Here is a 560-nt window from a genome sequence, read left to right as displayed (position 1 = left end):
CCTCTCAAGCGGTTAGGATTACTAACGTTAGGATTCCTTACGAACGTATATCGTTAGTACCACTAACGCAACAGCTAGGCTGTCGGCATGGAGACCGGCGACGAAACGCGCTTCGACCGCGGCGACGCGGCCCCCGAGCGGCTCAAGGGCCAGCTCTCGCGCCTCGTCGGGATGACCGCCGCGCAACTGCGGCGCGTGGCGGGCGACGCGCTCGGCGCGGTGGGGGCCCGCAAGGACCACTTCGTGGTGCTCGCCACGCTCGCCGAGTTCGGGTCGGCGAGCCAGGCGGCCCTCTCCGACCGCACCCGGATCTACAAGAGCGACCTCGTCGCCGTCCTCAACGACCTCGCGGACGGCGGCTGGGTGCGCCGCGCCCCCGACCCGGTCGACCGGCGCCGCAACGTCGTCACCCTCACCGACAGCGGCGAGCGCCGCCTCGCGGAACTCGACCGCGTCCTCGCCGACGTCAACGAGCGCGTCATGGCCCCGCTCGACCACGACGAGCGCAGGCAACTCTTCGCCCTGCTCGGCCGCGTCAACGCGCACCTCGACACCCCGCC

1 protein-coding gene is annotated in these 560 nt (G+C 70.5%); it reads left to right on the top strand.

What is annotated here, in order from left to right; translation table 11 throughout:
* Nucleotides 1-87: 87 nt before the first annotated feature.
* Nucleotides 88-560, top strand: a 473-nt coding sequence (locus KUM32_RS37595; RefSeq protein WP_217146324.1) for a MarR family winged helix-turn-helix transcriptional regulator, incomplete at its 3' end; no start/stop codon positions are given.

The organism is Streptomyces sp. AC627_RSS907 (assembly GCF_019049165.1).
The sequence above is the reverse complement of the archived record's forward strand: the minus strand, read 5'-3'. Positions and strand labels throughout refer to the sequence as shown.